Origin of the sequence: Reyranella sp. (assembly GCF_030651995.1) — a bacterium.
Lineage (GTDB): Bacteria > Pseudomonadota > Alphaproteobacteria > Reyranellales > Reyranellaceae > Reyranella.
On record NZ_JAUSBN010000067.1, the window covers coordinates 122,824 to 146,144 of the forward strand.

25 protein-coding genes and 1 tRNA gene are annotated in these 23,321 nt (G+C 66.5%); 13 read left to right on the plus strand and 13 right to left on the minus strand.

The window, feature by feature from the left end:
- The first annotated feature begins 8 nt into the window (after positions 1-8).
- The 3 genes from Q7V45_RS21015 (at position 9) to selB (ending at position 4,812) form a co-directional block, all read left to right on the plus strand.
- Entirely contained in the window at positions 9-1,250 is a 1,242-nt protein-coding gene (locus Q7V45_RS21015) for a hypothetical protein (RefSeq protein ID WP_304855718.1), read from the plus strand.
- Between the two features lie 235 nt (positions 1,251-1,485).
- The gene (gene selA, locus Q7V45_RS21020; protein ID WP_304855783.1) at positions 1,486-2,814 is read left to right on the plus strand and encodes an L-seryl-tRNA(Sec) selenium transferase; all 1,329 of its coding nucleotides are present in this window, start codon (positions 1,486-1,488) and stop codon (positions 2,812-2,814) included.
- A gap of 99 nt (positions 2,815-2,913) precedes the next feature.
- A complete protein-coding gene (gene selB / locus Q7V45_RS21025; protein ID WP_304855720.1) occupies positions 2,914-4,812 on the plus strand; it encodes a selenocysteine-specific translation elongation factor in 1,899 nt (632 codons plus the stop codon).
- On the opposite strand, the gene Q7V45_RS21030 is transcribed toward selB, so the two are convergent.
- Positions 4,802-5,179 carry a VOC family protein gene (locus Q7V45_RS21030; protein WP_304855722.1) on the minus strand — a complete coding sequence of 126 codons (378 nt, stop codon included), beginning with the start codon at positions 5,177-5,179 and terminating at the stop codon, positions 4,802-4,804. The genes selB and Q7V45_RS21030 overlap by 11 nt on opposite strands.
- Before the next feature lie 49 nt (positions 5,180-5,228).
- Between Q7V45_RS21030 and Q7V45_RS21035 the strand changes: the two genes are divergently transcribed.
- The 7 genes from Q7V45_RS21035 to mobB all read left to right on the plus strand — a co-directional run bounded on the left by Q7V45_RS21035 (position 5,229) and on the right by mobB (position 8,376).
- Positions 5,229-5,324 (plus strand) — tRNA-Sec (locus Q7V45_RS21035).
- Between the two features lie 42 nt (positions 5,325-5,366).
- A complete protein-coding gene (locus Q7V45_RS21040; RefSeq protein ID WP_304855725.1) occupies positions 5,367-5,687 on the plus strand; it encodes a hypothetical protein in 321 nt (106 codons plus the stop codon).
- A gap of 43 nt (positions 5,688-5,730) precedes the next feature.
- Positions 5,731-5,892, plus strand: coding sequence for a hypothetical protein (locus tag Q7V45_RS21045; RefSeq protein ID WP_304855727.1), 162 nt, complete (start codon positions 5,731-5,733; stop codon positions 5,890-5,892).
- Between the two features lie 26 nt (positions 5,893-5,918).
- Positions 5,919-6,431 (plus strand): DUF992 domain-containing protein, encoded by a 513-nt coding sequence (locus tag Q7V45_RS21050; protein WP_304855729.1) that lies wholly within the window; start codon positions 5,919-5,921, stop codon positions 6,429-6,431.
- A gap of 53 nt (positions 6,432-6,484) precedes the next feature.
- Positions 6,485-6,982, plus strand: coding sequence for a hypothetical protein (locus tag Q7V45_RS21055; RefSeq protein WP_304855731.1), 498 nt, complete (start codon positions 6,485-6,487; stop codon positions 6,980-6,982).
- A gap of 108 nt (positions 6,983-7,090) precedes the next feature.
- Positions 7,091-7,891: a formate dehydrogenase accessory sulfurtransferase FdhD gene (gene fdhD, locus Q7V45_RS21060; RefSeq protein WP_304855733.1), complete on the plus strand. Its 801-nt coding sequence runs from the start codon at positions 7,091-7,093 to the stop codon at positions 7,889-7,891.
- Positions 7,888-8,376: a molybdopterin-guanine dinucleotide biosynthesis protein B gene (mobB, locus tag Q7V45_RS21065; protein ID WP_304855735.1), complete on the plus strand. Its 489-nt coding sequence runs from the start codon at positions 7,888-7,890 to the stop codon at positions 8,374-8,376. The genes fdhD and mobB overlap by 4 nt, the downstream gene beginning before the upstream one ends.
- 10 nt (positions 8,377-8,386) lie before the next feature.
- Here the strand turns inward: mobB and Q7V45_RS21070 are convergent, their stop codons facing one another.
- The 5 genes from Q7V45_RS21070 to Q7V45_RS21090 form a co-directional block, all read right to left on the minus strand.
- Entirely contained in the window at positions 8,387-9,610 is a 1,224-nt protein-coding gene (locus Q7V45_RS21070; RefSeq protein ID WP_304855737.1) for a FecR domain-containing protein, read from the minus strand.
- A 19-nt stretch (positions 9,611-9,629) separates the two neighbouring features.
- Positions 9,630-10,994: a M48 family metallopeptidase gene (locus tag Q7V45_RS21075; protein ID WP_304855739.1), complete on the minus strand. Its 1,365-nt coding sequence runs from the start codon at positions 10,992-10,994 to the stop codon at positions 9,630-9,632.
- A 71-nt stretch (positions 10,995-11,065) separates the two neighbouring features.
- Positions 11,066-12,061 (minus strand): glycosyltransferase family 2 protein, encoded by a 996-nt coding sequence (locus Q7V45_RS21080; protein WP_304855742.1) that lies wholly within the window; start codon positions 12,059-12,061, stop codon positions 11,066-11,068.
- Entirely contained in the window at positions 12,058-13,803 is a 1,746-nt protein-coding gene (locus tag Q7V45_RS21085) for an IlvD/Edd family dehydratase (RefSeq protein WP_304855745.1), read from the minus strand. The genes Q7V45_RS21080 and Q7V45_RS21085 overlap by 4 nt, the downstream gene beginning before the upstream one ends.
- Positions 13,804-13,835: 32 nt before the next feature.
- Positions 13,836-14,957, minus strand: a complete 1,122-nt coding sequence (locus Q7V45_RS21090) for an FAD-dependent oxidoreductase (protein ID WP_304855748.1) — start codon at positions 14,955-14,957, stop codon at positions 13,836-13,838.
- 162 nt (positions 14,958-15,119) lie between these two features.
- Between Q7V45_RS21090 and Q7V45_RS21095 the strand changes: the two genes are divergently transcribed.
- Positions 15,120-15,710, plus strand: coding sequence for a cysteine hydrolase family protein (locus Q7V45_RS21095; RefSeq protein WP_370692637.1), 591 nt, complete (start codon positions 15,120-15,122; stop codon positions 15,708-15,710).
- Positions 15,711-15,901: 191 nt separating this feature from the next.
- On the opposite strand, the gene Q7V45_RS21100 is transcribed toward Q7V45_RS21095, so the two are convergent.
- Positions 15,902-16,033, minus strand: a complete 132-nt coding sequence (locus tag Q7V45_RS21100) for a Flp family type IVb pilin (protein ID WP_304855752.1) — start codon at positions 16,031-16,033, stop codon at positions 15,902-15,904.
- A gap of 185 nt (positions 16,034-16,218) precedes the next feature.
- Between Q7V45_RS21100 and Q7V45_RS21105 the strand changes: the two genes are divergently transcribed.
- A complete protein-coding gene (locus Q7V45_RS21105; protein ID WP_304855754.1) occupies positions 16,219-17,025 on the plus strand; it encodes a universal stress protein in 807 nt (268 codons plus the stop codon).
- 54 nt (positions 17,026-17,079) lie between these two features.
- The gene (locus tag Q7V45_RS21110) at positions 17,080-18,483 is read left to right on the plus strand and encodes a hypothetical protein (RefSeq protein WP_304855756.1); all 1,404 of its coding nucleotides are present in this window, start codon (positions 17,080-17,082) and stop codon (positions 18,481-18,483) included.
- Here Q7V45_RS21110 and Q7V45_RS21115 read toward each other — a convergent pair.
- The 6 genes from Q7V45_RS21115 to Q7V45_RS21140 form a co-directional block, all read right to left on the minus strand.
- Positions 18,480-19,694 (minus strand): META domain-containing protein, encoded by a 1,215-nt coding sequence (locus Q7V45_RS21115; protein ID WP_304855759.1) that lies wholly within the window; start codon positions 19,692-19,694, stop codon positions 18,480-18,482. The two genes, Q7V45_RS21110 and Q7V45_RS21115, sit on opposite strands and share 4 nt — an antisense overlap.
- Positions 19,691-20,734, minus strand: coding sequence for an AI-2E family transporter (locus tag Q7V45_RS21120; protein ID WP_304855763.1), 1,044 nt, complete (start codon positions 20,732-20,734; stop codon positions 19,691-19,693). Before Q7V45_RS21120 ends, Q7V45_RS21115 begins: the two co-directional genes overlap by 4 nt.
- 55 nt (positions 20,735-20,789) lie before the next feature.
- The gene (locus Q7V45_RS21125) at positions 20,790-21,014 is read right to left on the minus strand and encodes a hypothetical protein (protein ID WP_304855766.1); all 225 of its coding nucleotides are present in this window, start codon (positions 21,012-21,014) and stop codon (positions 20,790-20,792) included.
- Positions 21,015-21,023: 9 nt separating this feature from the next.
- The gene (locus Q7V45_RS21130) at positions 21,024-21,842 is read right to left on the minus strand and encodes an MORN repeat-containing protein (RefSeq protein WP_304855769.1); all 819 of its coding nucleotides are present in this window, start codon (positions 21,840-21,842) and stop codon (positions 21,024-21,026) included.
- A gap of 12 nt (positions 21,843-21,854) precedes the next feature.
- Complete coding sequence (locus tag Q7V45_RS21135; protein WP_304855772.1) at positions 21,855-22,382, minus strand: MgtC/SapB family protein; 528 nt, start codon at positions 22,380-22,382, stop codon at positions 21,855-21,857.
- Positions 22,383-22,552: 170 nt separating this feature from the next.
- Positions 22,553-22,900 (minus strand): hypothetical protein, encoded by a 348-nt coding sequence (locus tag Q7V45_RS21140; protein ID WP_304855775.1) that lies wholly within the window; start codon positions 22,898-22,900, stop codon positions 22,553-22,555.
- Between the last annotated feature and the right edge of the window lie 421 nt (positions 22,901-23,321).

A 23,321-nucleotide genomic window follows, 5' to 3' on the forward strand; every position in this document is an offset into this window, starting at 1 on the left:
ACGGGGAGATGAAGCAGCGTATCTTCGGCTGGATTTCGGTCCTTTTCGGAGTTGTCCTTTCGCTCGCCGCGATCGAAGTCACGGCCATCGCCTGGATGTACCTGGAAGATGGCCGCCATACGCCGGCGAGGGAGCTGTTCGACCGCACGCAGAACACCTATGTGCGGGATGCCACCAAGGGGAGCTCGTGCCGCTACGTCGACACGCTCTTTCCGCATCCCTATGTCGCCTTCGTCCACCACGCCAATCCGCCGTGCGGCTTGCCGTGGGTCAATAACGTCGGTCTGTTCGGGCCGGACTTTCCGGTCCTCAAGCCCACGGACCGCTATGTCGTGATGCTGACCGGCGGCTCCGTGGCGTCCCAGCTCGGGCAGAATGCGGCGCCGCCCGCGCCGCGCTATCTCGAGGAGGAACTCAACAACAAGTACGTCAGCCCGAACGGCAAGCCGTTCCTCGTCCTGAACGGCGGCGACGGCGCCTGGAAGGAGCCGCAGCCCTTCATCCTGTTTTCGCTCTATGCCTCGTCGGTCGACGCGGTCGCCGTCCTCGGCGGATTCAACGAGCACTACTTTTTCCAGCCGGGCTTCAGCGAGCGGCTGGAGCGGCCGCTCAGCAACTTCCTCGACGTCAATCCGTTCGTCGCCGACGAGAACTTCGGGGATGCGGCGATCGGCTGGGTCATGGGCCGGATCGCCGGCACCCTGGCGCTGAATCCGGTCCTCGGCCATTCGCACGCCGCCTACATGGTGGTGCGGGGAATCGAGCAGGCCGCCAAGGGCAAGGACATCTTCAAGTCGACCAAGAAGACGACGCTGAACAGCATCTTCCACCTGCCGGAGGACATTCAGCGCAACCACAAGCTGGCCTTCGACGTCCAGCTTGGCCTCTATCAGAAGTACGTGAGGGCGACGTTCGCGGTCGCGCGCGACAACAATGTGAAGGCGGCCTACTTCATCCAGCCGGCACCGGCCATCGGCAAGGAGCTCACCGAGGAGGAGAAGCGCGTCGTCGGCGACCTCTCGTATCGCGACATCTACAAGAACATCGTCGCCGGACTGATGACCCTGCGCGACGGTGGCTCGCCCGTCTTCGACCTGACGCAGATCTTCGCCGGGGAGAAGGCCACGATCTACGCCGACCACATCCACTACGCCCGGGATGCCGCGAACGAGAGCCTCGGCAATCGCATCATCGCCGCCCGGATGGGCGAGATTCTGGCGCAGACCTGGGGATTCCAGCGGAAGCCCTGAGAGGGGCGGGGATTCCCTCGGCCGCACGCGAGGCCAGGTCCTCGCGCGCATGCCCGATCCGTTCGAGCCTGACATGATGGAACAGCCGGAGAAGTGATTGATCGGTCGTCGGGCCTGAGCCATGTTGACCGTCGGCGGACAGGACGTTCGCCCTCTCTCTGGTAGGAACAATCCCGTGTCGCGTGCCGACCGCGCCGATGGCGCCTCCGAAACCCGCCCCCTGTCGATCGATCGCATGGCCTCCTGGCCGACGCTCGCGCCGCTGATCGAGCGCGCCGGCCGTCCGCTCGTCATCGAAGCGCTCCGGGCATGGGTCGAGGAGCGACGGGGGACGCCCGAGGTCGCGAGCGAAGCCGCCTGCGTCCACTGGTGCACGGCGCGTCTGGCTGCGTTCCTGCAACCCTCGCAACGCCGCGTGTTCAACCTCACGGGCACCGTGCTGCACACCAATCTCGGCCGCGCCGTTCTGGCCGAGGAGGCCATTGCCGCGGCGGTCGAGGCGATGCGCTCGCCGACCACGCTCGAATACGATCTGGGGGGCGGTGCGCGCGGCGAGCGCGACGATCACGTCGCGCCCTGGCTCTGCCGCCTGACCGGGGCCGAGGCGGCGACGGCCGTCAACAACAATGCCGCCGCGGTGCTGCTGGTGCTGAGCGAGCTTGCCGCCGGCCGCGAGGTCATCGTGTCGCGTGGCGAGCTGATCGAGATCGGCGGGGCCTTCCGCATTCCCGACATCATGGCGCGCGCCGGCTGCCGTCTGGTCGAGGTCGGCACGACGAACCGCACCCATCTCCAGGACTATGCGGCGGCGATCGGGCCGGACACCGCCGCCATCATGAAGGTCCATCCCTCGAACTACGCGATCCAGGGATTCACCAAGTCGGTTGCGGCCGCCGAACTCGTGCCGCTGGCGCGCGAGAAGGGCGTGGCGCTGATCGAGGATCTCGGCAGCGGCACGCTGGCCGATCTCGAGACCTGGGGGCTGCCGCACGAGCCGACGGCGCGCGAAGCCGTCGCGTCCGGCGTCGATGTCGTCACCTTCTCCGGCGACAAGCTCCTGGGCGGGCCGCAGGCCGGGCTCGTGGTCGGCCGCAAGCCGCTGATCCAGCGCATCGCGCGCAACCAGATGAAGCGGGCGCTGCGGCTCGACAAGGTCCGCCTGGCCGCCCTCGAAGCGACGCTGCGGCTCTACGCCGATCCGGGACGCCTGGCCGAGCGCCTGCCGACCATACGCGCCCTGGCGCGGCCGGCCGCCGAGATCCGCGCGGTGGCGGAACGGCTGCTGCCGGCCGTGCAGGCGGCGTTTGGCGACAGGGCGCAGGTGAGCGTGGCGGAGGTGCGGGGACAGATCGGTTCGGGCGCGCTGCCGGTCGACCTGCTGCCGTCGTTCGCGATCGCGATCAACGCCAAGGGCCTCGACCGGATCGCCGACAATTTCCGTCGCCTGCCGATCCCCGTGATTGGCCGGATCGGCGACGGCACGCTCTACTTCGATCTCCGCACGCTCGACGATGAAGCGGCTTTCATCGCCCAACTGGACAAGCTTCATGTCGTGGCAGGCTAGGCCGCTCGACCGCTCGCCGCGCTGTCTTGCCGGCAGGGGCACCGGACGCGGCGTGGTCGAGGCGCTGCATTGGGTGCGGCTGGCCAAGGAGCCTCTGTCATGATCGTCGGAACGGCAGGCCACATCGATCATGGCAAGACCGCGCTGGTGAAGGCCTTGACCGGCGTCGATGCCGACCGCCTCAAGGAAGAGAAGGCGCGCGGCATCACCATCGACCTGGGCTATGCCTACAGCGATCTCGGCGATGGCCGCCAGCTCGGCTTCGTCGACGTGCCCGGTCACGAGCGGTTCGTGCACAACATGCTGGCCGGCGCCACCGGCGTCGATGCGGCGCTGCTGGTCGTGTCGGCGGCCGAGGGGATCAAGCCTCAGACCGTCGAGCATCTGCAGATCCTCGACCTGCTGGGCCTCGATCGCGGCATCGTGGCGCTCACCAAGGCCGACCTCGCCAACGAGGACCAGCAGCTCGAGCGGATGGCCGAGATCGAGGCCCTGCTGGCCACCAGCTCGTTGCGCGGCGCGGAGATCGTGCCGGTCTCGGCGGTGACCGGGCAGGGGATCGACGAACTGAAGGAAAAGCTGCTGATCCTCGGCGAGAGCGGCAAGGGCGCTGCGGGGTTCGCGCGTCTGGCGGTGGATCGCTGTTTCGTGCTGTCGGGCGCGGGCGTCGTCGTCACCGGCACGGTCCATGCCGGCGAGATCAGGGTCGACGACCGGCTGCTGCTGACGCCGTCCGGCATCGAGGCGCGGGTGCGCTCGCTGCATGCCCAGAACCGGCCCGCGGAGATCGGGCGCGCCGGCGAGCGCTGCGCGCTCAACCTTGCCGGCCCCAGGCTTTCCAGGGATGCGATCAAGCGCGGCGACTGGGTGGTGAGCCCGGAGCTTCACGCGCCGACCGATCGCATCGACGTTCGCCTGAACCTGCTCGCCTCGGAAGCGCAGCCGCTGAAGCACTGGTCCCCGGTGCACGTTCACCTGGGATCGGCGCATGTGATGGGCCGCGTGGCGCTGCTCGAGGGCGAGAGGCTGGCGCCCGGTGACCAGGCGCTCGCCCAGATCGTGCTCGACGAGAAGGTCGGCGCGCTCGCAGGCGACCGGGTCATCCTCCGTGATCCGTCCGCCACTCGTACGATGGCCGGCGGGACGGTCGTCGATCCGTTCGGTCCACCCCGCAACCGGCGCGCCGAACGGCGCCTGCTGGAGCTGGCTTCACTTGCCGAGAGCGATGACGAGGTCATGCCGCGGCTGCTGCGTCTGGAAGGCGGCTTCGTCGATCTTGGCCGCTTCGGTCTGTCGCGGAACCTCCGGCCCGCCGAGATCGAGAAGCATCTCGAGGCGGCGGGCGGCCAGAAGCTCGAAGGCTTCGGCTTTCTCGCCGAGACCCTCGCGGCGGCGCGCCAGGACATGGTCGACACGCTCAAGACCTTCCATGAGGCCAAGGCCGACGCGCCGGGCCTGCAGGCCGAGCGCCTGCGCGTGACGCTTAAGCGGCGCTGGCCGGCACCTGTGTTCAAGGTGCTGCTCGACCAGGAGATCCGCGCCAAGACGGTCGTCGTCGACGGCGCCTTCCTGCGCCTGCCCGGTCATTCGCTGAAGCTCGGATCGCGCGACGAGGCCCTTTGGCAGAAGATCTCCGCCGACATGACACGCGACCGCTTCAAGCCGCCGCGTGTCCGTGACTTCGCGCAGGCCTACAACGTACCGGAGACCGACACGCGCCGGCTGCTGCAGCGCCTCTCGAAGCTGGGAAGGGTCGTCGAGGTGGCGCCGGACCATTTCTTCCTGCGCCCGGTGGTGGCGGAGATGATCGCAATCGCGAACGCCTTCGGTCGCGAATTCAGTGCCGCCGAGTTCCGCGACAAGCTGGACAATGGCCGCAAGGTGGCTATCCAGATCCTGGAATTCTTCGACCGCCACGGTATCACGGTCCGCCGTGGCGACCAGCGCCGAGCGGTGCCGCAGAAGGCGGGGCAGTATGGTCCACCGCCTATGGCTTAGGCACGGGGCCGCTCAGGCTGACCGGCGCGCCATCGGGGCCGCTGAACAGGGACAGCAGGAAGCCATGCTCTTCGTGCGGTGTGCTACCGACACTCACGCCCCGTGCGGAGAGTTCGGCGCGTTTGGCGGCGAGGTCGGGAACCCGCAGGCCCGGCTGCCATGTCCCCGCCGGATTTGCCGGTGAAGCTGGCTTGAGCGCCAATCGGGTTGGGCCGGTGTCGAATTCGGCCCAGTCCGGGGTCTCGAACTTGAGCTTCAGGCCGACGGTGTCGCGCCAGAAGGCAACGGCTGCCGCAAGGTCCGAAACATTGGCGATGACATACTTCAGCTCGATGGTCATGGTCTTGAATCCCTTGAGGAATTTCATCCCAGTATGACAGGTGACACGGGATCGGTTCTGGTGAATCATCCGCCCCGGAGGGGAAGCGCTCCCGGTGGGGCGGCTGGCCTTCAAAGCCAGAGAGGGCCGTTAGCCGGTTCTTAGTGGGTTCGACTCCCACTCTCTTCCGCCATTCTTACTCGTTTCTCTGGAGTCCAGCCTACCGATGCGAACATTGATCCTCGTCGCCCTGCTGTCGCTGGCGGCCTGTTCGGTGAACTCTCAGTATTCGGCGCCTTGGACCGTAAAGGCGGTTGGCAAGACATACGAGGCGCGCGACGCTTGTCTCCAGAGGCAGGCCGCACCCTATGCCGACGACACCGCGGACGCGTCGAGCGTCGGGCGGATCATCAGTGCGAACTGCCAGGCCGAGACGGACGCCCTGATCGCCAGCAGCAACCCGCATAATGATCCGGTCGTGACGGCAGCCATCCGGCAGGATTCGGATTTCCGGGCGACCGGCTACGTCCTGAAGGCACGCGGCCAGAACAACTAGGCCAGTGGAACCCGGGACGGGTCGTGAGGATCAAGAGGACGACGTGACGAACGAGGACGCAAAGATCGCACTGGCCAATCTCATGATCCGGAAGGCCGGCCTCATTCGCACGATCCGGCACGAAATGAACAAGCAGGGAGTCGTCTACACGGTCGGCCTCACGGAGATTCTCGAGGCGATCGAGCGGGCGAAGAAAGAAGACTGACTCTCAACCTCTGAAAGGATGTCGACATGCTTCGATCCATACTGACGACCGCTGCGACCGCCGCCCTCATGGCCGGCCTCGGCGTCGCGGCCCAGGCTCAGACCCCGGCCGCTCCCGGCACGCCGAAGGCGGCCGGCAAGTCCGGCGCGAACGTCGGCTCGCTCACCTGCAAGGTTGCGGGCGGCATGGGCTTCATCTTCGGCTCCTCGAAGGACCTCGACTGCATCTTCGCGCGCACCGACGGCGTCGGAGAGAAGTACACGGGCGCCATCAAGCGCTATGGCGTCGATATCGGCTTCACCAAGGAATCGCAGATCGTCTGGCTCGTGTTCGCACCGGGCAGCATCGCGCCGGGCGCCCTGGCGGGCGGCTATGCCGGTGCAACAGCCCAAGCCACGGTGGGCGGTGGCGTCGGCGCCAATGTCCTGCTGGGCGGTGGCAGTGGCCAGATCACGCTGCAGCCCGTCAGCGTCGAGGGCAGCGTCGGCCTGAACGTCGCGGCCGGCGTCGCCGAGGTCGAACTCAAGTACGCCAAGTAAGGCGGCAGGCAGAGACGCTTGCAGCAGCGCCGCCGGTCGGGTCAACTCCCGGCATGCCGTCTGCCGTAGACTCCCTGATCGGCCGCCTCCAGGCGGATTGCACCGCGGCCGAGACGGCCGAGCGCACGGTGCGAGCCGCCGTCGAGGCCCAGATCAGGGAGGCCGAGCGTGCCCGCACCTTTGCGTGGCGCCGCCTCAGTGCGCTCTCCGACATGGCTCGGGTCGCCGCGCTGGAGCCCGATCGGGACCTCGCGGTGGAGCGCCAACTGGAAGCGCTGTTCCGCGACATCGGCTGGATCGAGAACGGCCTTGGCGAACTGGGCGAGGGAGCCCGGCCGCTGCTCGACTGGTTGCGGCCGATCGCCGAGGCGCTCCATGCCGAGGCGCATCCGCCGGAGCCTGAGGATGGCCGGCCGGTCGAGCCGCCGGTGATCGCCGATCCGATCGCGGCCTTCCGTGCCTTCGAGGCCTGGTACGAGGCCGAGCGCGGTGAGCCCTTCCTGCAGGTCTTCGATCGCTACGTGCCGCCCACGCCCGTGGTCGAATTCTAGGCGTGGGATGAATACCGACATCGAACATTGGCTGGCGGCGAAGTTTCCGGGCACGGAGACGTTCGGGGCGAGGCTGGGCCGGCACCGACTCATCGACGAGACCACCGCATGACCCGCCGAGGCCTGGTTCGCCGGCCGGCCCGCCGCCTCACCGCCGGCGGCAGCGAGGCGCTGGAGGAGACCGTCGCCGAGGAGGTCGCGGTGGCGCTGGTCTACAACGGCATCAGCCATGCCGTGATGATGGCGACGCCCTGCGACCTCGAGGATTTCGCCCGCGGCTTTTCCCTCACCGAGCGGATCGTCGAGCGGCCGTCGGAAATCTACGACATCGAGGTCGAGCCGGTCGGGCGCGGTATCGAGGTCAGGCTCGAGATCGCGGCACAACGCATGGCGGGTCTCCAGGAGCGTCGGCGCAGCCTTGCAGGGCGCACCGGCTGCGGCCTGTGCGGTGTCGACAGCCTGGACGCGGCACTGCGCTCGGTCCCGGCGGTGTCCAATCCGCTTCCGGTGGCGCGGTCGTCGATCGAGCGGGCCATGGCGGGACTGCCGGAGCTTCAGAAGATCAACCGGACGAATGGCGCCACGCATGCCGCGGGCTGGGCGTCGGCCGATGGCACGCTCGTCGCCGTGCGCGAGGATGTCGGTCGTCACAACGCACTCGACAAGCTGGCCGGTGCGCTGGCGCGAAGCGGCGACGCCGAGCCCGGCGGCTTCGTGGTCGTGACCAGCCGCTGCTCCTACGAGATGGTGCAGAAGGCGGCGGCGATCGGTGCGTCGGCGATCGCGGCCGTTTCCGCCCCGACGTCGTTCGCCATCGAGACGGCGGAGCAGGCGGGCATCGCACTGGTTGCTTTCGTGCGCGACGGACGCCTGACCGTCTATGCCCGTGCGGAGCGGATCATCGCGTGAGCTCGCCGCGTCTCTTCGGCATCACCGGCTGGAAGAACGCCGGCAAGACGACGCTGACGGAGTGTCTGGTGGCCGAGTTCGTTCGCCGCGGCTGGCGGGTGTCGACCGTCAAGCATGCCCATCATGACATCGACATCGACCGGCCGGGCACCGATTCGTATCGTCATCGCGCAGCCGGTGCCGGCGAGGTCGCCCTGGTCGGCGGCCGGCGCTACGCCATCATGCGTGAGACGCCGGAGCCGGCGATCTCGGAAGTTCTGGCGCGGCTCGCGCCCGCAGACCTCGTGCTGATCGAGGGCTACAAGCGCGAACCGCACCTCAAGATCGAGGTGCGCGCCTCGCCCGAGGCCGAGCCGCTGGCGCCGGGTGACCCCGCGATCGTGGCGATCGCCGCCGATGTCCGGCCGGTGGAAGGCGACTTGCCGTGGTTCCGGCGCGACGACATCGCCGCCATTGCCGACTTCATCGCCGCGAGGATCGGCTGACGCCGGGGCGTCACTGTCCCGGGGGAGTGCCCGCCTTCTGTCCCACGAAGGCGCCGCCGGCCTGATAGTTCGGACCATTCACCGAGAAGGTTCCGGCCTGAAGGTTCGGATATCCCGGTCCGGCGAAGGCGCCGTTCATGTTCATCGTGCGGCCGGGCGTGTTCGGGCTTGTCGTCGGCATGTTCGCCTGGAAACCATGGTTGCCGATGCGGGTCGTCGTCCCGTTGTAGCTGCTGTTGTTGAAATTCGCGGTCGTGTTGCCGGTGCCCGTGTTCATCGACCAGACCTGCTGATACGTGCCCGTGCCGTAGGAATAGCTGCCGTTGTTCCTGACGAGACCGCCCATCACGCCGTTGTACGTGATCGTCTGCTGCGACTGGTTCGCTCTCGAGACGACTTCCGGAAGGTTGGACGGCGCCGTCTCGAAGGCGTTGGTTAGTGCATTGGTCAAGACGTTGCTGGGGTTCACGTTGCTCGGACCGGGACCGGTTCCGAAACGGTTGCCCAGAGTATTCCCGGAGCCCTGGCCCGAATTGGCGCCCGAAAAGCCCGAGTTCTGCGCGGCCTGATCGGCCCCGCCCTGACTCCCGCCTCTGCTGCCTTCGAGTTGGGCGAAGAGGGCGCCCAGGGCACCCTGAGGCACGGCGCCGGCCTGGCCCGGCAGGCCTCCGAAGATGGTCGTCACCTGGAAGCCGGGGCGCGTGACGATCTCCAGCTTGCCGCCGGCGCCGACCGTCATGCTGATGCCGAAGACGAAGATCGACATCGTCTGCTGCTGGCCGACGTTGAAGATGCTGATGCCGCCGCGGATGCCGATGGTGCTCGACGGGGTGGTGACGGTTATGGCGTTGGTCTTGCTGATCTTGCCGCCAACGAGGCGGAAGACGCCCTTGCTGGCGTTGATGGCGAGGTCCCCGGTCTTGGTCGCCGGATCGTAGACGAACTTGTCGATGGTGAGCTGCGCGTTCGGACCGACGGACAGCGAGGTGCCGTCGAGGAACATCAGGTGCGCACGGTCGTTGGCCTGGGTCGTGATCACTTCGTTGGCCTGCACGTCGACACCCACGCGCAGCACGCGCTCGGCTTCTGCGGGCGGCTTGCCCCGCGGATCGCCCTCGGCGGCCGAGGTGACGCCGACCTTGGCGCTGGCGGCGACCGGCAGAAGAATGGCGCCGGCGGCGAGAAGCGCGGCGGTCAGCAGGGGCAGGCTCGCGCCGGAAAGTCTGGTGGCCACTGTGATCTCCTGAGCGGCGCTAGAAGCGCCAGGTTACTCCGATGAGCGCACTGTTGTTCGTGAAGGCGTAGTTGGGGATATCCGAGGACCGCACGAACCGTCCGCCCGATACCGTGAACATCGTCCGCTGATCGAAGGGAACGGACAGGGTTATATTCAGGATCGTGTCCGTTTGTTGTCGGGTAACGGTCGGATCCACGACGGCGTCGGGCTGGTCATAATACCACCACTGCACGTTGCCGAACAGGCTGATGCTCCAGGGCATCTGGCTCTTGAACAGGGGATCCGCGAAGGAGAAGGACATGCCGCCGCCGGCGCCGTAGAGCGTGTAGTTCTGCCACGGCGTGCTGTCGGTCTGGTAGCGCTGCAGGTTGCCGTTGGCATAGAGCATCACGGCGTCGTTGACCTGGTACTGGAAGGTCGTGTTGGCGGCGTATTCGACGCCGGTGAACTGGTTGTTGGTCGGGAGATACCAGCTGTTCTGGTAAATCTGCCGCCGCCAGTTGACGTTCGTGGTGTTGCGCAGCCTGTCCGACAGCAGCGCGCCCACTACGAGTCCTGAGCCGAAGCTGCCATAGTACGGGACGTCGTTGACCAAGATGTAACCGACCGAGCCGAACGGCTTCAGTGTGACGTCCTCGAAGATGCCCTGGAATGCCTGGAAACGCGGCCCCGAGGTCAGGTCGAGGATGGACACGTTGGCCGCCTGGATCTGGAACTGCCGGTTGAGGTAGCCCGAGAGCTGGGTTTCGAGCTGGGCCCGGTCGTTCTGACCGAGATCGTAGGTGTGGCGGACGAAGCCCGAGGTGACGGCGCCCCAGTCGGCGGTGCCCAGCGCCGTCTGATTCAGGTTGGCCGCCTGACCAAACAGGCGGACGCTGGACGTCGGCGGCCCGAGGTTTGCGTTCGACTGATAACGCATGCCGGCGAAGATCTCGCCGCTGAAGCGCGAGCGCGTCAGCCGCTTCTCCGACTCCGCCAGGAACTGTTCGGCGCGGCTCTTCACGTCCGGCGGCAACGAGGCCGACTTCAGCGTCATCTCGAAGTAGCTGCGCGCGACTTCGAAGGAGCCCAGCCTGTAGTAGAGTACGCCCAACTCGAGGCGGACGCGCGGCAGGTCGGGATCGACCAACAGCATGCGTTCGAGCGCCGAGATGGCGCCCTCGAGATCGCCAGTCTTGGACGCGATCATCGCGAACTTGAACAGCGTGTCGAGATCGGACGGCTTCCGCAGCATCTCCTGGAAGGCTGCGTCGTACTCGGCCTCGTCGGCGGCCGAAGCGCTCGATGTCTGGGCGGAGGAAGGACGTACGGTCGCCATGACAGCACCAAGGCTGCCGGCCAGCAGAGCGAAAACGCCCAGGCACCGTCCGAACCTGCTCACGATCGTCATCTCCCCCGAGTTCCCGCGAATGACAGGAACGCCAGCCGTGAAAGGATGACGCAGGAACTGTGCTAGATCAACCAACTCCGAATTGTAAGTACATAACTCATGAAGGCGTTCGATCGCGCGGCGCGCATGCGCAGCACCATGCGGCGATACTGGCGATCGCCCAGCGCCGTCACGAAGCGCTCTTCGTTCTTCATCATTGCATCGAGCATGCGATCTAGCATACGCGAATAGGTGTCTCCCCAATTGCGACTCGACAGATGGAGCCGTCCGCCGAGCACGGGATTGTCCGCGGCACCATTGCGCCCGTGAAGGCGATAGGAATAGAGCGCGTCGTCGATCAGCAGCGAGCCGGCCACCATCTGGGCCATGACGACGACGTAGAAGTCCATGTGCAGGCGGAACACCTCGTCATCCTCGGGGAAGACGAGATTGATCAAGGACCGGCGGAACATCATCGAAGACGTGCTGACCCAGACCCAGTGGACCACGCGCCTGGTGTAGAGGCGGTAGGGCGTTTGTCCTGGCCACCGGGCAGTGCCCTGCGCGACATCGAGCGTCGGCACGCGGGTCGCATCGAGCGGAACGAAGGCCTGGTCGCGGTCGGCGCGGGCGCGGTCCTTGCCGAACCAGTACATGCCGCCCGCGATCAGCTCGTCCTGACCGTTGATCAGGCGTGCGTTGCAGGCCGTGAAGCCCACCGCGTAGGCCTCGTTGAGATGCGCGGCGAGATGGCGTTCGAGAAAGTCCGGATTCCACAGATCGTCGGAATCGAGGAAACAGACGAACATGGCGTTCGTCTCGGCGAGGCCACGGCGCGTGGCGCCGGTCTGTCCGACGTTCTTCTCCAGACGGACGTGGCGGAAGCGGGCATCGCCAAGCTCCTCCAGCGTCTGCTGGACGACCGCGACCGAATCGTCGGTCGAGGCGTCGTCGACGATGACGCAGTCGAAGTCGCGCAACGTCTGGCGCGCGACCGAACGGATCGCGTCGGCGATGTAGTCACGGCAATTGTAGCAGGTGACGACGACCGAGATGCGGGGGAGCTTGGCTTCGGTCACTTTTCCGGTCCGAGGAAATCGAAGTCGACGCCTTCGTCGGCCTGCAACACGGTCTTGAAGAACAGGCCGGCATAGCCGCGTCCGCTGCCGGGATGGGCAGGCGGCGCTTTCCAGGCCTTCTTGCGGGCCGCCAACGTCTTGGCATCGACATGGAGTTCGAGCCGGCGCTTCGGCACGTCGAGGGTGATGCGGTCGCCGGTCTTCACCAGGGCGAGCGGTCCACCGACGGCGGCCTCGGGCGCGACATGCAGTACGATGGTCCCGAACGCCGTACCGCTCATGCGCGCATCGGAGATGCGGATCATGTCCTTCACGCCCGCACGTGCGAGCTTCATCGGGATGGGGAAGGAGCCTGCCTCTGGCATGCCGGGTGCGCCCTTGGGGCCGGCATTGCGCAGCACGAGGATATCGTCGGCCTTCACGTCGAGGTTCGGATCGTCGCCGCGGGCGGCAAGATCCTCCAGCGAGTCGAACACCACGGCACGGCCCGTGTGGGTCATCAGCGCAGGCGAGGCTGCTGCGTGCTTGATGACGGCGCCGCGCGGCGCGAGGTTGCCGCGGAGCACGGCCATGCCGCCGGTCGGCTTGATCGGATTCTTTGCGCTGCGGATCACCGTCTGGCCCGGCACCATCTCGGCGGCATCGATCACCTGCTTCAGGGTCTTGCCGGCGACCGTCCTGCACGTCTCGTCGAGGTTACGGCGGATCTCCTTCATCAGGCGCGAATTGCCACCCGCCCAATGGAAGTGCTCCATGTAGTGATCGCCCGACGGCTTCAGGTCGACCAGCACCGGCACGTTGCGGCCGATCTCGTCGAATTCCTCCAACTCGATCTCGACGCCGAGCCGGCGCGCCACCGCGGTGAGATGCACCAGCGCGTTGGTCGAGCCGCCGATCGCCTGCAGCACGGTGAGCGCGTTGCGGAACGCGGCCTTGGTCATGATCTCGCTGGGCTTCGGGCCCTGCTTGACGGCCATCTCCGCCGCGAGCCGGCCGGTCTGCTCGGCGATGCGCAGCCGGTCCGAATGGGTAGCCGGGATCGAGCCGCTGGTCGGCAGCCCCATGCCCAGCGTTTCGACGATGCAGCCCATCGTGCTGGCGGTGCCCATCACCATGCAGGTGCCCTTGGTCGGCGCCAGGCGCTCGCTCACCTGCTCGATGTCGGTCTCGGAGAAGGTGCCGGCGCGATACTGGCCCCACAGGCGGCGGCAGTCGGTGCAGGCGCCCAGCACCTCGCCCTTGAAGTGGCCGACCAGCATCGGTCCCACCGGCAGCACGACGGCCGGCCGGTCGGCGCTGGCCGCGGCCATGAGCTGGGCCGGCAGGGTCTTGTCGCAGCCGCCGATCAGCACGACCGAGTCCATCGGCTGGGCGCGAATCATCTCCTCGGTGTCCATCGACATGAGGTTGCGCAGGAACATGCTGGTGGGGTGGGAGAAGCTCTCGTGGATCGAGATGGTCGGGAACACCATCGGCAGCGCGCCGGCCAGCATGACGCCGCGCTTCACCGCCTCGATCAGGTCGGGCACGTTGCCGTGGCAGGGATTGTAGTCGGAAAAGGTGTTGGTGATGCCCACGATCGGCCGGTCGAGCGCGTCGTCGGAATAGCCGCCGGCCTTGATGAAGGCCTTGCGCAGGAACAGCGAGAAGCCCGCGTCACCATAGGTGGCGAGACCCTGGCGGAGTCCTGTTTCCTTCTTCGGTGCGGTCTTCGTTGTGCGGCGGCGTTTGGCGGATGCCATGTCGGTTTCTCTCCCAGATTCACGGCATTTTGTCAGGTCGGCCCATCGCCGACCAGACCGGCGGCCCAGCGTGCGTGCGCCGTGGAGTCGCGACTCTCGCCGATGGTCCGCGCCAACTCGAGTCCCAAGAGGGCTCCGAACTTGAAGCCGTGGCCGGAGCAGGGCGACATCGCCCATCCTTTGGCGCCCTGCTTCTCCACGACAAAGCGCTCGTCGTCGGTGACGCTGTAGAAGCAGACCTTCAGGTTCCGTACCTGCCAGCGGTCGAATCCCCGGAGCAGGCTGCCGCAGCGATCGAGCAGGGCGCGCATCTCGCTCTCGTGCGCGTCGCGCGACGCCGTGGGGTCGCCGCTGCGGCTGAATTCGTGGTCGCCCACCTTCATGCCGCGACCGCGGACGGGCGGCACGAGATAGAGGCCGACGTCGCCGGTCTTCTCGATGATCATCGGTCCTCTCGCCCAGGCCGCGCGCTGGTCTTCCGGCAGGTCGAAATAGATCACGACCTGGCGGGAGGGCAGCACGCGGGCGCCGAGCGCCGGCAGCAGGCGCGGGGCCCAGGCGCCGGCTGCCACCACGACGATGTCGCCCTCGTGCGTCGCGCCGGCGTCCGTGACGATGCGGCCATGCTCGAGATCCACAGCGCGCACGGGTGTGTTGCCGTGCAATCGTACTTTGGCTTGCGCGCCGAGGTGGCGTACGAGCGCTGCCACGATGTCCTGCGCCAGCAGAACGCCGCCGGTGTCGATCCAGAAGGCACGCTCGAGCCCCTTGGTATCCAGCAAGGGAAAGCGTCGCGGCAGGTCCGACATCGAAAGTTCGGTCATCGGCTTGCCGATCGAGGCGAGCGCGGCGGCCGATTTTTCCGGCCAGTCTGCACCATTGCCACTCAAGGCCAGGGTGCCGGTCGGTTCGTACAGAGTCTCGCCGAGGTCGGCCCACAGCAGGTCCCACGCCGCATAGGCCTCGTCGATCATCCGGGCATAGCCGACATGGCTGCCGTAGGGATGGCGGATCAACCTGTGCTCGTCCATCGACGAGGCCAGTGGATTGGGAATCGGGCCCTGCTCGAACAGCTCCACCTCGTGGCCCCGTCGCGCCAATCCCCAGGCCGTTGCCAGGCCCATGATGCCGCCGCCGATGATGATCGCTCTCATGGGTCTCCCTAACGGTTCCGTGGCATGTTTGCAGGTGATTTGCCGATTCTACCTGCTTTGAGGGGTGTTGAGACCCCCTCTCGAAGATGTTGCAAATTGGGCCGCCATAGGCGTTGATGGCGCTGAGACTTCTACAACCGAGACATAGTCGAAGGAATGAACATGGCAATGACCATGCTGCAGATGGCCGGCGCGCAACCGACGCCGGCCACCATGGCCGACGGTATTCTGCTGATCATCGATGCGCAGCGGGAATATACGGACGGATTGCTGCCGCTGACCGGGGTGCAGCCCGCGGTGGACGCGCTGGCCGTGCTGCTCGAGAAGGCCCGCGCGTCGGGAGCGCCAATCGTCCATGTGCGCCACCAGTCCAAGGGCAAGGCGTTCAATCCGGCCTCGGCGGGCTACGAGATCGTCAAGGAACTGACGCCGCGCGACGGCGAGACGATCATCGACAAGGGCATGCCGAACTCGTTCGCAGGCACCGACCTTGCGGCGCGCCTCGCTGCGATCGGCCGCAAGAACCTGATCGTCGGCGGTTTCATGACCCATATGTGCGTTTCGGCGACGGTGCGCGCGGCCACGGATCAGGGTTTCATGAGCACCATCGCCGCCGATACGGTGGCGACGCGCGACCTGCCCGATGCCACGGGCGGGGATACGATCGCCGCGGAGGTCATCAACCGGATCACGCTTGCGGCCCTGTCGGACCGCTTCGCCTGGATCGTGCCTTCGGCCCGCCAGATCGCCTGATACACGACCGCCGGTGAAGGGCCGGCCTGGCAGGCCGTCGAAAATGCCGGTCCTTGGCGAACCAACGAAATAAACGAAATAAATGAATCAAACGAATTGAGAGGCGCCGCCCCTGATTCAGGTATCCTGGTACCGCTGGCGGGTCGATGTTGCTCGCCGGTACCTGCAAAAAAGCCTGCTTCAACGGCCTGTTAGAGGCCCTTGCCGCTGACGGTGCTGATGGCGGTGATCGCCGCGACGGCGATCAGGGAGGCGATCAGCGTGTATTCGATCGCGGTGGCGGCCTTGTCGTCCGCCAGCAACCGGCGAAAAAAGGACAGCATCGGTATCTCCGGATTGAAGAATGCTGGGGACTGAGTGAAGTCCCTGTCGAACAATAAGTTAGAAAATCGCCCTTAACGTATTGGACCGACACACCGATACAATGTGAGAATTGTATCAAGTTCGTCGTGGCGCGCGCTGCGGCGAGCCTCGTGTTACCGTTGGTCAAGCAAGGAGGGGGCGTGTCATGAAGTCCATTCTGACAATGGCCTGGACGTCGGAAGATCCGGCCGCATTCGAACTGGCCGCCAAGATCGCACGCAAGTTCGGGGCGCGCCTGATAGGCCTCGAACCGCCTTCCTACGGTGTCATGAGCATGGCCTGGGCGGATGCCGGGATGGGCGCACCGATCGGCGGCGGCCTCGCCGAGGATGCCGAGGAACGCCAGCGGGTCGCCGCGGTCAGGCAGGCCTTCGAAGAACGGGCGACGGGCCTCGTCTCCGAATGGCGCTCCGCCGACGACAGCGGTCCGACGGCGATCGGCACGATCGGCCGGGCCTATGACCTCATCGTTCTGCCGCAGCCCGGCGCCCTGCCGAAGATGCCGGAAAGCGTCTTCGAGACGGCGTTGTTCGATTCGGGCCGCCCCGTCCTCGTGGTGCCGCCCGGTTATGGCGGCATGGTCGGGAAGCGCATCCTGTTCGCATGGAACGGCTCGACCGAGAGCGCGCGTGCGATTTCGCTCGCGATGCCGGTCCTGAGCGGCGCCGAGGCCATCGAGGTGCTGAGCGTCGAAGGGGCGATGGTGCCCGGTCCGACAGCCCTGGAAATCGCCGATTCGCTGAAGAGCCACGGTCTCAACGTGACTGGCCAGCATGTGAAGCCAGGATCAAAGTCGGCCGGGCAGACCATCGTCGACCGGGCGCAGGCACTGGGTGCCGACCTCATCGTCAAGGGAGCCTACACACAGAGCCGGTTGCGCCAGATGATCTTCGGCGGCGTGACCCGTGACCTCATCCTGTCGTCGCCCCTGCCGGTGCTGTTCTCCTACTGATCAAGACAATCCGCCGCCGATGCGGCCAGCGGCGGTCGTGCTAGAAACCGCGACATGACGGCTGGCTCGCCCGCATCCGAATCGCTCCGGACCCGTACACTGGTCCTGCTGCTGTTCGTGGTCGTTCTGGTCATGGGCGCCGGGCTCGCCCGCGCTCAGGGGCAAGAAAACCGAAGCGTCCCGGCCTCGCCGACGATCGCGGAGAAGCTCGTCATCCTGCAGGCGGAGCGAGCCGAACTGCAGGCGCGCGCCGGCAGTCTGGCGCGAATCGAGATGTCGTCATCATTCCGGGCCGCGAGCCTGCTGTTCGATGCGCTGACCTCGCGCTACGAAGCCGAGCGCGACCAGCCCTTCGACCGGTTGCCGGCCGCGCGACAGGAGATGTTTGCCAGGCTCGAGGCGGTGAATGCGGCGTTGCGCGCCGCGATCGATCGCCCCGGCGCCCCCGGGGGGGCCGCTGCCGTGTCGCTGGCGGCAAGCGGCATTCCGGCGGACCTGGAGTGGATGGCGTCGTTCGATCTCTCGCCGGTCATTCTTTCCTACACGCCGACGTACCTGGTGCCTCTGCGGACAGCGCCGAGCGACGCGGCGGCTGCCACTGCTCCGGCCGGCGACGATCCCATGATCGAGATCGAGATTCTGGGCCTGCGCCTGACGAGGGACCGAACGCCGCCGGTGCTGACGATCGGCTCCTGGCGCGGGGAGGCCGTCGTGACGCCCGAGCGCTTGAAGTTCGTCGTGCCGCGCAGCGCTTTCCCGGCCGACGCGAAGCATGTGAGATTTGCCACCGGCTGGCTTTTCCTGCGCCATGCCTCCCGCACCGTGGCGTTCCAGCTGCTTTTCACCTCGATCCCGGAGAAGGTGGGCTCGTCCGCCTTCGACCAGAAGGTGCGGTCCGTCGTACCGGAGTCCAATACGCTGGTATCGCCGGAAATATTGGCGCGCGCACCGGCCGGCGAGGCGCGGACCGTGCGGCGTTGCTTCGATCCTCCGCCGGGATGGCGTTTCGACAAGAACAAGAGGCGTGTCGTCATCGTCGAGCGGCTGGGCTGGATCGACGACATTCCCGACGAGACGATGAACAGCGGCTCGGTCGCTTTCGTGCGCGAAGACCGGCCCAACCAGATCTGCGTCGCCGTCGTCGCCAAGGCGGCCACGAAGGCGGCGCGCACCGCCACGATCGGCCGCTTCGAAGCGACGCTCGTACGCGACGTTGCCACGGATCGCGTCGTGCACAGCGGGCGTCGCACCGTGGACTGGAGCGAGCCCGTTCGCATCCCGCTCGAGCCTGGGATGATCGAGTGGAAGCTCTACGTCCGGCTGTTCGACGAGATCGATCGCGAGTTCGAGGGCAACGCCGACACCGCGGCCGTTCCCTCCGGCTTCACGTTCCTGCACATCGCCATCGATGGCGACAAAAAACTGACGCTGCGGGCCGACCCCGAGGCGTTTCGTTAGCGGCCTCGGGCCTCGAGGCGCATGCGTCTCTTGCCCGTCCCGTCAATGAGATCGAGCGTCGTGCCGGAGATTTGCGCGGTCCGGACCGCATCCAGCGCCGCGACGAAACCCTTCTCGATCGCCGTCTCGGCTGGGGGGCAGGCCATCATCGTCATCGGCCCGGGCGTAAAGCGAAGCCCGGCTGGATCGAGAACGTAGTCGCCACTCATGGTGTTGCAGCCCGTCGAGGCGGTGAACTTGCCGAGGTCGTCGAGGCGCATCAGCGGTCGCCGCCGCCAGTCGTCGAAGGTGAGACGATCGCCGTCGAGCTCGACCAGACGCCACTCGGTTTCCTGCAGCGCCGAGCCGCGCGCCGCCAGCGCCGGGCAGGCACCGCCGCGCTTCAGACCGAGGAAGCGATCCACCGTAACCGAGTTGTTGTTGTCGAAACCGCCGATGATTTCGACAAAAAGGCTGGTATCACGGGAGGGCGTGGCGTCGACCCATGCCTTTTCGAGGTCGGGCTCGGCGCCGCCCGGTGCCACGCCATAGATGCGGCCGACCAGACAGGGCGCGAACAACCCGCCGTCCTGCGCGTCGCGATACATGCCGGAGAGCCGGAACCGGCCGTCGATGGGGTCGGGTTTCTCGGTGCGCAGGAGCTCGCTGCCGTCGTCGGCGATCAGCTTTTCGGTTCCGATCTCGCGGAACGCCCGTCGGGGTGCTGCGCTTCCGCGCAAGACCAGCCGTACGCCGCCTTCGACTTCCTGCGCCCACTCCCCCAGATCGAGCAGGGGGTCTGCCGATCCGTCGCGCTTCTCGCGCAGCCGGAACGTCCCGTCGGGAAAGAGGGTGACCGTAAGGCCACCGCCCTCGTAGGTGCGCGGCGGATTGCCCGGCCGGCCGGCGGCGTGGCAGCGCATCGAACGGCCGGCGGCGGTGAGCGTCACTTCGCGGCCGCGTCCGCGCAGCTCGTAGTAGGAATCCGAAAAGGCAAAGCCGGAACCCGCGGGCACGCGCGACAATTCTATCTCGGGTTGGCCGGGCATGCGCAGCGTTGCCTGCTCGCCGTCGTCCGAGAAGGAAGAGGCGAAGTCCATGCCGCCGGGACAGGAGTACATGACCTCGCCCTTTGGCACGGGCATCGGCGACGGCCGTGGGTCCGACGGGGAAACCTGTGCAGAGGCCGGCGACGCTACGAGCAGGATGACGAGAAGTAACAGTCTCTTCATGGCGTCGATTCCGGGATGCGGCCGTCGGCGGACAGCAGGATGGCGATCGGCCGCGTCGCCTCGAACTGTGCGAGCACGATCAGCGCCACCACCATGATGGGCACGCAGAGGAACATGCCGACGACGCCCCAGATCGTTCCCCACACGATCAGGGAGACGATGACCACCAGCGGCGAGAGATTGAGCGAGCGCCCCATGATCGCCGGCTCGATGACGTTGGCCGTAATGACCTGGATCGAGCCGAATACGAGCAACACGATCAGGAAGGGCGTGAGGTTGTCGAACTGGATCAGGGTGAGCAGCGCCGGCGCGATGATGGCCATGATCGAGCCCACGGTGGGAATGTAGTAGAAGAAGAACACCATTACGGCCCAGAAGCCCGCGAAGTCGACGCCGACCGAGGACATGACGACAAAGGCCAGCGCCGAGGTGGCCGTCGCGAGCGTGGTCTTGATGCGGATGTAGATGCGGATCTCGCGGTCGATGCGGGCGAGCACGGCCAGTACGCGCGCCTCCTGCCCGTCGCCATGAAAGATGGCGCCGAGCTTGCGCTTGAAATGGGCCTGCTCGACGAACAGGAACAGCGTGTAGATCAGGATGAGGCCGGCGATGCTCACCACCGACGCGGCGGCGGCGGCGACGCTGCCAACCGTGTCGGCCAGACTGATCCGGGCCACCAGTTCCGAAAGGGTGGGGGCCTGCTCGATGCCGGCCAGACGCGTGGCTTGCTCGACGAGACGGGTGAGGCGGGCTTCATAACTCGGGACCGCCTCGACCACAGCCTGCACGTTGCGCCCGATCGTGCGACCGACAATCCAGAACAGGCCGCCGATCATCAGGACGGCAAGGGCCATCGACAATGGCTGTGGCAGGCGCAGACTGCCCAGTCGCGGCTGGGCGAAAGTGTCGGCCAGCGAATCGACCATGTACCAGAGCACGATGCCCAGGACGAACGGCAGCAGCAGGCCGCGCCCGGCGACGAGCAGGAGGATCGTCGCGGCGATAACCACGGCCCAAAGTGCGGCGCGTTGCAGCGTCATGGGATCATTATACGCGCTGTCGTTTGCGGTTGGGAGGCGGTGTGCGCTTCGGACATCAGGCGCGGTCGAGCGTCGCGCGACCGCGTTCGGTGAGCTCGACCCGGTGTTCGCCGACCTCGCCGCCGCATTGGCGCACCAGCCCGTCCGCCCGAGCGTCTTCCCAGACCGGGAAACGCGGGCAGGAACTCTGCCAGGCGTCGAGCACATCCTCGCGGCGGCGCGGCCGGGCCGCCACCCATTGAAGGAACTGGATCATGATCAGCTTCGGGCTGGCTGACACGACGCCCCCCTACTGGAAACCGCACGCCTGTGCAGTGGCGCCGACGGTCGCCCAGCGCTGGTTTTCGCGGAAACAACCGTTTGTCCAGATGCCGGTGAAGATCTGGCCGCCGGGGCCCCCCGACTTGGTGCCCCAGCCGTTGGCACGGTCATCCATCCATTCACCCTCGTAGCGCGCCCCGTTGGCCCACACGCGCACGCCGCGTCCCTGCATCTTGCCGTTGACGAATTCGCCCTCGTACCGGCCGCCGTCAGCGAACAGTATGGTGCCGCGGCCGGTACGCTGATTGTCGCGAAAGTCACCGATATAGCGGTTGCCGTTGGTCCAGACATACATACCATGTCCTTGCGGGCGGCCCTCACGGAACTCCGCGGTCAGTCTGGCGCCGCTCGGGAAGACATAAGTGCCCTTGCCGTCGCGTTCGCCGGCCTTGAACTCGCCCTCGTAACGAGCCTTGTTGGCATAGGTCAGCTTTCCTTGGCCCTCGTATAGCCCGTCCTTCATCTCGCCTTCATAGCGATCGGTGGGTGCGCCATTCTTGGTCCACTGCAGCACGCCCTTCCCCTGTGCCAGGCCGTAGTCGCAGGCGCCCGACCAGGTGATTCCAATGCTGGGTTCGGCGTTCATCATCACCGCGCCGCAACCGGTCGTCGGATCCTTGACCTCATCGCTGGCCGACGGAGGCTGGCCCGGCGTCGGCAGGGTAGGGAGCTGACGAGGTATCGGGGCCGTTCCGAGTTCGGGCACTGGTCGGGACGTCTGGGCCGCAACGGGGAGGGCAGCCGCTGCGGCGAGGAAGACGAGGAAAGGGAAGAGCGGATGGCTCATGCGGCGGGGAGTTTAGCACCGGCCGCCAAGATCGTCCTTCCTGTCGTCTATCCTGTCACTCTTTCCGGCGTCGCCCTTCCTCTCAGTGCCGATGCCGAGCTTCACCTCCAGCGTCTGAAGCAAACCCATGACGACGAGGCTCAGGAACGTGCCCAGACCCGCAATCTGCCAAAGGCCGAAGCCGGAGGAGAGACCCACGGCGCCCGTGGTGAGGCCCTGCACCGTGCCCCGCGTGAACAGGATCGAGCCCGCGGCAAGGAATGCAACACCCGCCGTTACGGCCTCAACGGCTCGGACGGGGTCCACCTGCACCTCGCGCCCGATGAAGGCGGTGGAGTGGGAGATCTCGACAGTGAGGATGCCGAACGTCGCGGCGGCGACGCAGATCAGGATGTGGGTGCGCAGTCCCGCCGGCCGTGCGCGCCACTCGCGCTCGAAGCCGATGAGCGCGCCAAGCAGCGCGGCGAACAGGAGACGCGCAGCGATGACGGGAAAAGAGAGGAATGTCGGGTGTGCGAATTCCTCTGCGAGTGCGCCCATCACGAGTCGTACTTGAACTCGGGGAGGACCTTCAGCGGGTCGTTGGTCGAGCCCAGGGCAGTGGCCGCGACGACCGCAGCTGTGACGACATATTCACGCATGGGAGCAACTCCGTTGGCGGAAGGATTTCTCAACGGGCGGCCTTCGCCGACGTTCCGTGACCGAGGAGGCTACGGCAGGAAGTGGTGCAGGGTGTGGTGCGGCGCCGACAGCGAGCGCCGCCACAGCGTGGTAGCGCGGCCCGTCAGATAACCGGCGCAGGCCGCGACCATGCCTGCGGCTCCGACCCCGAGTGCCGTACTGGGCAGATTCGCCAACCCCGCACCAGATGCCAGGAGGGTGCAGAAGGCCAGCAAGCACGCGGCCCAAAGCCCGTCGCGGCCGTTGGGCAGTCGCAGCCGGGAGTAGATGCGGTCGAGTTGGAACTTCAGGAACGAGCCGCGCACTGCGCCCAGCCCGATGCCGACGAACAGCCCGGCCAACCACAGGCGTGGCGCGCGGGTTTCGGGTGCTCCCATTGCGAACAACAGCGCGGCGGCGGCGAGGGCAAAGTCATTTTTGCTACGCGCCTGCAGATTTCTTGGGCCGGCGTCGTGGGTTCGTTGAGAGTCCTGTGGCGAAACCTTCTATTTGTTGATCGTGGCTGTGGCTGGGCTGCCACACTCACGGCAACAATGAGTTGATCTCGTCATACTCTGTGGCTTTGTCCGGGGAAGGTCGGGTACATTCCGCTCGTTACTACGATGAATTTCGCCCCCACCCTCTCGGAGACGGGCTGTGCAAGTAAGGAGATATCGGATGAAGAAGGCTCTTCTGGCGGCCGCCGCCATTGTAGCGCTGCCGGTTGCTGCGCAGGCGCAGGCTCCGCAGCCGGGCATCTACATTGGTGCCGAGGGCGGCATCAACTGGCTGACGAACTTCACGGCGAACACGAACATT

Excerpts from the sequence above, each read along its gene's own strand:
- Q7V45_RS21015 (WP_304855718.1), top strand. The coding sequence starts at position 9 with ATGAAGCAGCGTATCTTCGGCTGGATTTCGGTCCTTTTCGGAGTTGTC.
- selA (WP_304855783.1), top strand. The coding sequence starts at position 1,486 with ATGGCCTCCTGGCCGACGCTCGCGCCGCTGATCGAGCGCGCCGGCCGT.
- selB (WP_304855720.1), top strand. The coding sequence starts at position 2,914 with ATGATCGTCGGAACGGCAGGCCACATCGATCATGGCAAGACCGCGCTG.
- Q7V45_RS21030 (WP_304855722.1), bottom strand. The coding sequence starts at position 5,179 with ATGAAATTCCTCAAGGGATTCAAGACCATGACCATCGAGCTGAAGTAT.
- Q7V45_RS21050 (WP_304855729.1), top strand. The coding sequence starts at position 5,919 with ATGCTTCGATCCATACTGACGACCGCTGCGACCGCCGCCCTCATGGCC.
- Q7V45_RS21055 (WP_304855731.1), top strand. The coding sequence starts at position 6,485 with ATGCCGTCTGCCGTAGACTCCCTGATCGGCCGCCTCCAGGCGGATTGC.
- fdhD (WP_304855733.1), top strand. The coding sequence starts at position 7,091 with ATGACCCGCCGAGGCCTGGTTCGCCGGCCGGCCCGCCGCCTCACCGCC.
- Q7V45_RS21085 (WP_304855745.1), bottom strand. The coding sequence starts at position 13,803 with ATGGCATCCGCCAAACGCCGCCGCACAACGAAGACCGCACCGAAGAAG.
- Q7V45_RS21090 (WP_304855748.1), bottom strand. The coding sequence starts at position 14,957 with ATGAGAGCGATCATCATCGGCGGCGGCATCATGGGCCTGGCAACGGCC.
- Q7V45_RS21095 (WP_370692637.1), top strand. The coding sequence starts at position 15,120 with ATGGCAATGACCATGCTGCAGATGGCCGGCGCGCAACCGACGCCGGCC.
- Q7V45_RS21100 (WP_304855752.1), bottom strand. The coding sequence starts at position 16,033 with ATGCTGTCCTTTTTTCGCCGGTTGCTGGCGGACGACAAGGCCGCCACC.
- Q7V45_RS21105 (WP_304855754.1), top strand. The coding sequence starts at position 16,219 with ATGAAGTCCATTCTGACAATGGCCTGGACGTCGGAAGATCCGGCCGCA.
- Q7V45_RS21110 (WP_304855756.1), top strand. The coding sequence starts at position 17,080 with ATGACGGCTGGCTCGCCCGCATCCGAATCGCTCCGGACCCGTACACTG.
- Q7V45_RS21115 (WP_304855759.1), bottom strand. The coding sequence starts at position 19,694 with ATGAAGAGACTGTTACTTCTCGTCATCCTGCTCGTAGCGTCGCCGGCC.
- Q7V45_RS21120 (WP_304855763.1), bottom strand. The coding sequence starts at position 20,734 with ATGACGCTGCAACGCGCCGCACTTTGGGCCGTGGTTATCGCCGCGACG.
- Q7V45_RS21130 (WP_304855769.1), bottom strand. The coding sequence starts at position 21,842 with ATGAGCCATCCGCTCTTCCCTTTCCTCGTCTTCCTCGCCGCAGCGGCT.
- Q7V45_RS21135 (WP_304855772.1), bottom strand. The coding sequence starts at position 22,382 with ATGGGCGCACTCGCAGAGGAATTCGCACACCCGACATTCCTCTCTTTT.
- Q7V45_RS21140 (WP_304855775.1), bottom strand. The coding sequence starts at position 22,900 with ATGGGAGCACCCGAAACCCGCGCGCCACGCCTGTGGTTGGCCGGGCTG.